The organism is Cytobacillus sp. Hm23 (assembly GCF_051842895.1).
Classification (GTDB): Bacteria; Bacillota; Bacilli; order Bacillales; family SM2101; genus Nanhaiella.
Genome location: NZ_JBPXRQ010000049.1, coordinates 20514 through 30212, shown reverse-complemented (window position 1 = coordinate 30212; position 9699 = coordinate 20514). Strand labels below are relative to the sequence as shown.

Genomic DNA, 9699 nt, shown 5'->3' with positions numbered 1-9699 from the left:
AAACTCACTGCCAACAAATAAGATAATAGAGGCACTACCACTCTAAATAGAAAAAGGTGAATCTGAGCTCGCTCAAATTCACCTTTTTCACTTTTTGAGGCTAGTTATGTCCCAGCCTCATTGTTATTTTAGCTTTAAAGGAAAAGATATTTACTATGTTAATTGCCTTTTTATCCCATGCTCTACTTCTTTTTTTCATCTTGCGACCAGGAGCCCCTCCTACTTCAATCAAACCGTGAGTTCCAAAAAGTGTTGGGTAGTTCATTACTAGAACAATAATTATTTTGAATACAACTTAGCTTTTATCGAAAGTAAAATGCTATTCACAGCAATATAACACTTCTTTTATTCCAGATTTGTTCTATTACAAATACTGTATTTTCTAACAAGCATCTATTAGCTATGTATTTTAATTAGAGTTTAAGTAGTGTAAAACTATTTCCACTCGTTCCTTAACCGTATAATCACCTTCAATTCTCAATACTGGGCAACTTAAATCTGACATCCAATACTCGTGTAACATTTTACTTCTTACTTCCATTCCACCTTCATCATACAAAGAAGCCCATTCCAGAAAAACCTTTGATTGGTCGTATTTACTACCACCAGCTAACATTTCTTTACCATATCTCTGATATTCTCTTTGTTGCAACCTTTCAAGCCTGATAGCTTGAGGAATCCATAAAAATATAACCAAATCAAAATATGCTTTAAAGGAGTCGCCCCAACCACATAATGCCCCAGAAAGAACCCAACTTTGATTTCTGAATATATCATGTTTTAGTAATTCTCTTCTTACAGGTTTTGACCTTTGTTCTGTATACTTGTTTTTCCAAAAATAGTCATCCGTATCAAAATGCATATAAGAAAGTTTCTCTGACAACGCTTCTCCTAGTGTAGAAGTTCCTGAACCAGATGCACCTAAAATATGTATCTTTTTATACAAAATTTTCTCCTCCGGAATCAATTCTATCTATTAGTTCCTTGTCGTTTTTAAGAGCAATTGATAGTTTGAAAAATATAATCTTTTACCGCATTTGTCTACTATTCTACATCAAATTTTGTTATCCTCTTTGATCTTCCAGAAGTAGAAATTTTTAAATATGTTCCTTTATAAACTGTGTAGCTTCATCTAACCACATAATAATATTTTCCTTTTTACGAAACCCATGGCCATCTTCTAGTTCAAGAAACCTGTGATTTAAACCGATTAATTTATGATGATAATCTTTCATGCTGTTAACAGGTAATTGTAAATCGTGACTTCCATGTATTTGTAAAATAGGACAATTAGAATTTAATTTAAGGGGCTCTATTAAATTTTCATTAATAAAAGCATATTTTGCAAAACGTTGGACAGTAGAATCTTTACTCTGAAGTAATGAGGAGGGATGTATATAACTATATAAAATAACCATTGAAGCAATATGATTTTTTAGTTTAAGCATACTTTGATAAGCAAGATATCCGCCATAACTCTCTCCAAAAAGTACAACTTTCCCCTTTTCAGCTATTCCTTCTTTAATTAAAAATTCAACACTCGTTTTAACATCCTTAGCATCTAAAACTCCGAACTCGCCATTCCTCAACTGGGGGAGAGTTTTTCTACGAACTGTGCTTCCTCGTGGATTTACACATAGAATATTAAATCCTTCATTTGTCCATTTTTCTATAGCAGGATGCCACTTTGCCCACCATGCACCTGCTGGTCCACCATGTAACATAATAATTGTCTTACCCCTTTCACTTTTAGCTTTATATAGTATACAGGGTATGATGTGCCCTTCTTCTGATTCTATATCCACAGAGTCAATATGTAATTCTTTATTATAATTTGGCTTTCTTGTTTGGATGTGTGTTTCTTTACTAATTGTACTCCACCTATATAATGAGGGAGGTGTATTTGGACTTATTCCACAAAAATAAAGAGTATCCTTATACCATGTAGGTCTTGTAATAAACAAATTATTTTGTATAAGTACCTTCTTCAATGATTCATTTTCGATATCATATATTGCTAGACTAGAAAATGGCCAATTATCAATGACAAGTAAGATTTCATTATCCATTGGACACCAAAGTGGTTTTTCGAGAAGAGTTGGTGATACAATTCTTGTTATACTTTTAGTATCAACAAAAACTATAACACCACCATAATTAGCACCTCTCCTAGTTAAACAAACTAGTCGGTTTCCATCATGATCCCATCCAACTGATACAGGGAATTCTGTCCTATCTCCTTTATAAATTAACGTTAATGTCTTCGAATGTATATTGAATACGTACACATCTGAAATGGGGCTATCCTCCTGCTGTAAAACTATAGCAATCTCACCTCTAGAGGATACATCTATTTGAGTATTTATCATATTTTGTTTAGCATTTAACTTCAACAGTGTAATTGGTAACTCTTCATTGTTATAATGTACTAATCTTAATTCTTTACTACCATCTATAGATGTTTTTAAATCAATAATCTTATCTTCATACATGATGGGTGTATATCTATTTTTTGAAATCTCACATTCAGGAAAATGGATCGATTTATTCCTTAAATCGTAACAAGTGACATGAAACCCATCATTTTTTTCAGATAGAAAGGTTAAAATGTCTCCAGAACTAGTAATTTGAGAAACAGGGTCTGGTAAATCTAGTAGAAAAGGTTCATTCAAATTTTCATGAGGTGATCTAATTATTGTTCTTTCAATTCCATTCCAGACTATCAAAGGCTTCCCATTAGAAGTCAGGCAATACCCTTCACACCAAGATAAGTTTTCCAACTCCATTGGAGTAAATAAATTCTTCATTATATCCCCCTCATTAAAACAGCACTTGACTAAAACAAAGTTTAGACACAAGTGCTATTAAAAAGTTATAAGTACTATTATTAAAGCCCGTATTCCAATTCAATACCTAAGATATCAAACTCTTCTTAAATTCTTGTCTTATTTTTTCTTTACATTCCCTTTGAGTGTTAGAAAAAAATATTAAGAGATTTACACAAAATATTCTGGTTCATAAGCTAAGATATCAAACTCTTCCATGATTTCTTGATCTTTTGTCTTGTTCATTCTCTAAACCTCCTTTAATATTGGTATATTTAGGATTTTATAAGATATCAGACTTTTAAACGCCATACTCTGGTTCAGCAGCTAAGATATCAAACTCTTCCATGATTTTTTGATCTTTGATCTTATTCATTCCTTTCACCTCCCAACGAGAAACTAACTAATAAACTATTTTATTGGAAATACTCTGGCTCATAAGCTAAGATATCAAACTCTTCCATGATTTCTTGATCTTTTGTCTTGTTCAATCTCTAAACCCCCTTTAAATATTGGTATATTTAGGCTTTTATAAGATATCAGACTTTTAAACGCCATACTCTGGTTCAGCAGCTAAGATATCGAACTCTTCCATGATTTTTTGATCTTTGGTCTTATTCATTCCTTTCACCTCCCAACGAGAAACTAACTAACAAACTATTTTATTGGAAATACTCTGGCTCATAAGCTAAGATATCAAACTCTTCCATGATTTCTTGATCCTTTGTCTTATTCATTGCTTTCACCTCCTTTAATGGAATTAGCATTTTCACCACAGCTGATACATTTTTGATTTTTATTTACTTTTATGAACTCCTGATTTAAAGTTTTATTTACAAAAATCAATTGATTAAAGGTATTTACAGATGACAGTTTAGTAAAATAATTAAAAATTTCATTTGAAAGCAGCGATGCAATCATACCTAAGTTTGTTGCAACCACTCCTGGGTGGGAAGGTGGTAGCTCTTGCTGTCTCTTTATGGAATTAATAAATTCCGGATTTTTATCTATTTGACTACTTAATATACATACTCTACATGCAGTCTTTCCTGGTATAAAGAATGGACCTACTCTACCACCAGTTCCAGTAATTAAAGGGATCTCTTTTTTCACACACGCATCGGTTACCCATTGATTGATTAAGAATGCTGGTTCATCAGCACAATTTACAACTAAATCAACATTATCTAAATGAGGTAGTAAATCATCGGAACTTCCCACAAACTTTTTGTGGATTTCAACCTTGGTATTTGGGGAGAATTCTTTTGCTACCCTTTTTGCGCAATCTGCTTTAAAACTCCCTACATCACTAGTTTTATAGAGAATGGCTCTATTCAAATTGCTTAACTCTACCTTATCTCCATCTACCAACACAAAGTTTCCAACCCCTAAACACAATAGTTTATAGAAAACCCAGCTTCCTAGCCCACCAAGACCCACTATCATAATTTTAAGGTTTCTGATCTTTTCGATGTAATCAAACCGACTCATATTTTCGGTTTCAATTGCAGAAAAATAATCAAAACTACGCTTCCAAATCTCTAAATCTGTTGGATCTAAAGAGGATTCTATGTCTAAGTTCTCAAAGAAGCCTTTTTCAACTAGGCTTTCTAAATCTTCTTGATACGTATTTCCAAGCCCTAGCTTGTACTCATCTAAAGTATTAAAAAAGTCATCTCTAGTTCCACCATTTCGCCAAACCGCTAAAGTTTGATTAAGATCAGCGTCGTAATTTTTAATCTTGTGTAAATTGTCATTAAACCTTAAATACAAATCTGTACCTTTAACCATCGTTAATACCCTTGAGCGTAAACGTATCCTACTCATCACACCAATTTCATACATATTTTCCCACCTACTTATTTTACTTCTCTTATTTGACGTTTGGTCGCAATAAAAATCCCACAAATGAATAACAGAAAACTAGAATATACAAATGTCTTTTGAACACCAACTATTTCGGACAAATTTCCTATGATAAGAATACCTAATGGAGTAAGTAACATTCCTAGTGCACCCATAGTAGCAAAAGTTCTACCTCTGAGATCATTTGGAACATTTGTCTGTACATATGTTTGTAATGAAATCATTACAAAGCCCCCTGGTATCCCCATTAAAAGAAATCCTAATAATAATACTGGAATCGATTCAGCAGTCGAAATAATGAATAATGCTACTCCTTGCCCTAATAGGTTAGCTGTAAAAGCAATACCACGATTTTTAGATATTGGAGATTTTGGATATATAGCCATAGCCACAACCCTTCCTAACATCCAAATACCTAATGAAAGCCCAAATATTTCTGCTGTGTGCCCTATATTTGTTTTTATTAACTCTGGTAAAAAAAATGGTATAGAGAATGCTACAGCTTCCAAAATTGGATAAAACATAAATTGAGGTCCTAATATAGGATGTTTTAGAATAAAACCTAAACCTTCTTTTGCATCTTTTAGTAAATTACTTCCCTTAGGAACATTTACCTTTGTAGTTACCCCAAGGCTTTTTAATTTTTTTTGCATAAAAAGTAACATAATAAATGATAAAACGAAGCTGAGGCCATCGATTGCTAGAACCCACTCAATAGCTATAAAAGGAACTAGTATACCTGCAATAGCTGGGCCAGCAGAAGAAAGTGTAGTTCGGGTCCCTAGTATCCATGAGCCCATTTTTGATATTTTATTTTTGTCATTACCTGCAACATCAGGAATAAGAGATTGAGTTGCTGGTCCAAAGAACAATCCAACTACACCAAGCATGATTGAAAATAATGAGATAACTATTAAGTTAGGTTCAAAAAAAATAAAAATAAATACTAGCAAGAATAATAGTATTGCTCGAATCAAATCACTAGCAAACATTAACGTTGTTCTATCAAATCTATCAACTATCACACCAGCAAAGATTCCAACAATAGCAGTAGGAATTGCCATTGAGAAACCAAGTGTCATATTGGCAATTGACCCTTCAAAGTTGTTATTGACAAACCAAATTAGTCCAACTTTATTTAAATGATCTCCCATCATAGATATTAATAGTCCTAACCATAAAAACTGAAAGGCGGTTGGTGTTCGTAAAGATAGTATTTTATCGTCTTCTGTATTTTGTTTAAGTTCTGCTTTAGAAACCATAAAGCTATCGCCTCTCTCCTATAAGTTATAAAATACAACCCAACATCAAACCTATAAAAAATATTCTCTACCTTAGCCCATAAAGTGAGAAATAATTAGAACAAGTAATAAGGCTTGTCCCCATAAAATAAAACTTATTTATTTTTTAATCATATGTAAGACGAAAAAAACTCAAATCCGTCGCATTATTTTTAATTTTTTTAAAATATACTTTTTTTTAATTATAAAAAAGTATGATTAATGCCTTACTATCAAATTATTGTAGTATTACATACAGCTATATCATTGATTTAGACAAAAAATTTATAATTATATATTCTTTTAGGAGTACCTTTCTTTCTTTTTCAGAAATCAACCACAATATAAAGATAAAAATAAAGCCTTCATTGTGTACTGTGACTTCTTCACACAATAAAGGTTTAGGTATTAAACTAAATAAATTTTTCATGTTTTATGCTGGTGACTTGACTAAAATTAACCAAGTAATGGAATTATTAAATATACAGCTACTTCTTTGAATACACATAATTAATATGTAGTTATTATAGAGATTCGTGTACTAAGTACTTTTTAATGTTTTGTCACCATGCACCAAAACTAGGCTAAATTTGAAACGTGTGAGTCTATTTTTGTATTTTTTCCATCACAATAACTGTTAACAATCGTTATTACTGAGAGCGTTTTCAATCTATAAAATAGGACTTCATTATAATGTATGCTGGAATATGAAACCTACATCAGACAACTCTTGCTGAAGTGCTGTCATTGCTCTAGATAAAGTAGATTTCACCTTACTTTCAGACCAATTTAAAATTATACTAGTTTCTTTTGTAGAATAACCCTCTATCTTTCTGAATATGATTACTTCTCTATAGGCAGGTTTTAATGTACTTAGAATTTCATACAATTCTCTGAAATTTTCATCTATGATTAACTGATTTTCAATCGAAAAGCTTGACTCTTTTTCTAGAAGTATTGGGACAAAATAATCAAGCTTTAGTTTCTTTTTCCTAATGTAGTCCATAGTTGTATTATGAGCAATTTGAAATATCCAAGATTCTATTTTTTCTTTATTCTTTAATTGGTGACTTGATTTGCTAATTTTAATAAACGTATCATGTGCTAAATCTTCTGCAGTGTGATAATCTTGGGTCATCACATATATGAATTTGAAAACTTTCCTGCAATATAAGTCATATAAACTTAAGACGTCAATTTTATTATCTCGTGGCATACAATTTCTCCCTTTATTTTTTTATATTTTTCTTTAAAAAATAAACAAATATTTTTTTCAGCTACATTAAGGGATCACAAATAAAAGGTTACTTTAATTTTATTTATTGATATGGGTTTTAAATATTGAATGAAATATTTGTATTCCCAACTAGTATCTTCTTCACTAATTCAAAAAGTAATAGATTAGTGAACATTAAAAAAATTCACTTGTTAAAACTTAAATACATTTATCAGAATTGCTTGTTTACCCTGTTAACGCTCAATATTATAGAATTTATGATTCTACAACTCGTAAATTACTTCTCCTTCATTTTCAACGCTTTTTATTCTAACAATTAGAAAATAGATTTACTGCTCATCTTTTTAAGTCAACTTTTCTTCTATTAGATGTATTCAACTCCTTTTCTATTTTTCATAACATCATTAAATAAATTATCTTTCCCCCTTTCCGCAACTTTACCTAATTTTAAAATACTTCGACAAATTTGCCAATTATTCGACAGTTTATTGCAATGTTTTTTCTTTTTTATTTATTATTTGGAACTAAGTGATAAAGGCAATATAAAACTGTTGTAGAATTTTATCATATATGGATATTAAAGGTGGATGTAAAAAAGAAAAACTATTTTACTAACATTTTTTATATACATTTTCTTAACATGTGTAATTTCTCTAATAACACCACTTTACAAAATCAGTCCTTAGAAAATGATGAAATAACAGAAGTGATTTCGAAAGGTAAATTTACAAATGATCAAGAAACCCTTTCAGGAAGAAATAGTTAATTTATTTTGGGGAAAACTTGAGGATTCCCAAATACTGAACTTGAGTCAATATTTTGGACATAAAAAGAGAAATTTTATGCAGAGTCTTTGAATAGTTCTGAATAGCACCATCCGTCTTTCACCGTATACACATAAGTTGGATGGTTGTCATTCGCTCAGAATTGCGAGCTGTATTCAGCACCCCACACATAAGTGACACTGGATGTTCTGTTCTTTTCTCTTGGATGAAGCTCGTTAGCTCGTCTGTATTTACTTTTTGCGAATATAACCATAGCCTTTTTTAAGATTTCATTCTCCTTAGGCGAAGACTCTATTTTTGCTTCTTTACAATATTATCAGCGGTATGGCTTGAACCATCCGGACACAGTACATTTTAAGTACTTCACGTCTTTGTGTCCACAAAAACTATACTAACTCCACTGCTCCTGGAAAAAATGTACCTTCTTCAACCAATGATACAAAAATAATTTATTACTAATGTTATGTAGCACTCCAGCTCAATACTGGAGTGTATTCATATTTATTATCCAAATAAACACCTAGCGACTTTAACTTCATTTTCTAATACACACGCTTCAGTTCTAATTTCCACCTCAACAAAAACAAATATCTCGCACCCTTCAAACCTATCAGCTCTACAATCCGCTCTAGCTTCAACAACTCTACAGTTTTTGATTTCACAAGACTCAAATACATCAGGGATGTCTACAGTAATATTTCTCGTACAAACTGCAGGACATAATTCTCCACTAGGTGCTTCAGTTTGAACTAACACCGAAATTTGGAAAGTAGCACTTACATCTGCTGTTTTTAATCCAGTAATTGAGCTATCCTCTTTGACCTCACAACAAGAATCTATAAAACATGCTCTACAATCGTCTATACGAACGATTGGAAAGTCATTGCATGTTTCTAAACAACAAATAATTTCTTCTTCACTCCGACATGTTCTCTCTTTTTTAACAGCTACGTTACATAATGTTATACAATCTAATTCTTCAACTGGCTCTGCTATTATTTGTGAAGGTTCACAAAATGTCACTTCTTTTTCCATAAATGTTTCCAACCCTTTCTTTTTTTTGTACACTATATAAGTATTGTTATAAACTTAAAAAGGGGATAGTTGGTTTGTACATTTTATGGAAAATCAATTAATTAACTAGTAGTTAACACGGAATATTTTTTTAAGTTGTTTTTGTTACACTAAATTATTGTTTTTATCATGTTTCTACTTTCATATCCTTTGTCTCCTTTTCAAAAGGTTCATTCCTTCCACCGTTAGCTAATATTTATGCTTTTTTGCTAAATTCCATCAAGGATTTGAAATTTTTCAGCATTTGAAAAACAATTTTGGAACCTCTGTATGAACTTATATGATGACAATAACTTTGATTACACTTCATTTTTATATCACCTATTTCACACACTATTTCACGTGACTAAGAAATTTCATTAGCATAGTAGCAATTAACTATATCAAAATACATAAAACCTCCGTATTTATGTAACTATGTCACTTACATTATTTTGATTGAAATCATTTGCTTCAATTAATAAACAATTAATACTGTCAAACTTACTTACACAATTCCGACCTATTTATCTGCGTAATAGATAATATGCTTATCTTGAAGAGTATATGGTTAGTATTTATGAATTACCGTTTTAGAGGGATTAACAAACAATTGACTTCTAATACAAATAACATTTTCATTTTTTTAACAT

At 31.3% G+C, this 9699-nt stretch carries 6 protein-coding genes; all 6 read right to left on the bottom strand.

Translation table 11 applies throughout. From position 1 onward, the window contains the following. Positions 1–409: 409 nt before the first annotated feature. On the bottom strand, positions 410–946 hold the full coding sequence (locus tag ACSVDA_RS21555) for an ATP-binding protein (RefSeq protein WP_485885994.1): 537 nt from the start codon (positions 944–946) through the stop codon (positions 410–412). A 151-nt stretch (positions 947–1097) separates the two neighbouring features. After that, positions 1098–2807 (bottom strand): alpha/beta hydrolase family protein, encoded by a 1710-nt coding sequence (locus ACSVDA_RS21550; RefSeq protein ID WP_485885992.1) that lies wholly within the window; start codon positions 2805–2807, stop codon positions 1098–1100. A gap of 747 nt (positions 2808–3554) precedes the next feature. Next, the gene (locus tag ACSVDA_RS21545) at positions 3555–4670 is read right to left on the bottom strand and encodes a HesA/MoeB/ThiF family protein (protein ID WP_485885990.1); all 1116 of its coding nucleotides are present in this window, start codon (positions 4668–4670) and stop codon (positions 3555–3557) included. Between the two features lie 14 nt (positions 4671–4684). Continuing rightward, a complete protein-coding gene (locus tag ACSVDA_RS21540; protein WP_485885988.1) occupies positions 4685–5953 on the bottom strand; it encodes an MFS transporter in 1269 nt (422 codons plus the stop codon). A 706-nt stretch (positions 5954–6659) separates the two neighbouring features. Then, complete coding sequence (locus tag ACSVDA_RS21535) at positions 6660–7187, bottom strand: RNA polymerase sigma factor (RefSeq protein WP_485885986.1); 528 nt, start codon at positions 7185–7187, stop codon at positions 6660–6662. A 1310-nt stretch (positions 7188–8497) separates the two neighbouring features. Beyond that, positions 8498–9028 (bottom strand): hypothetical protein, encoded by a 531-nt coding sequence (locus ACSVDA_RS21530; protein WP_485885984.1) that lies wholly within the window; start codon positions 9026–9028, stop codon positions 8498–8500. Positions 9029–9699 lie beyond the last annotated feature (671 nt).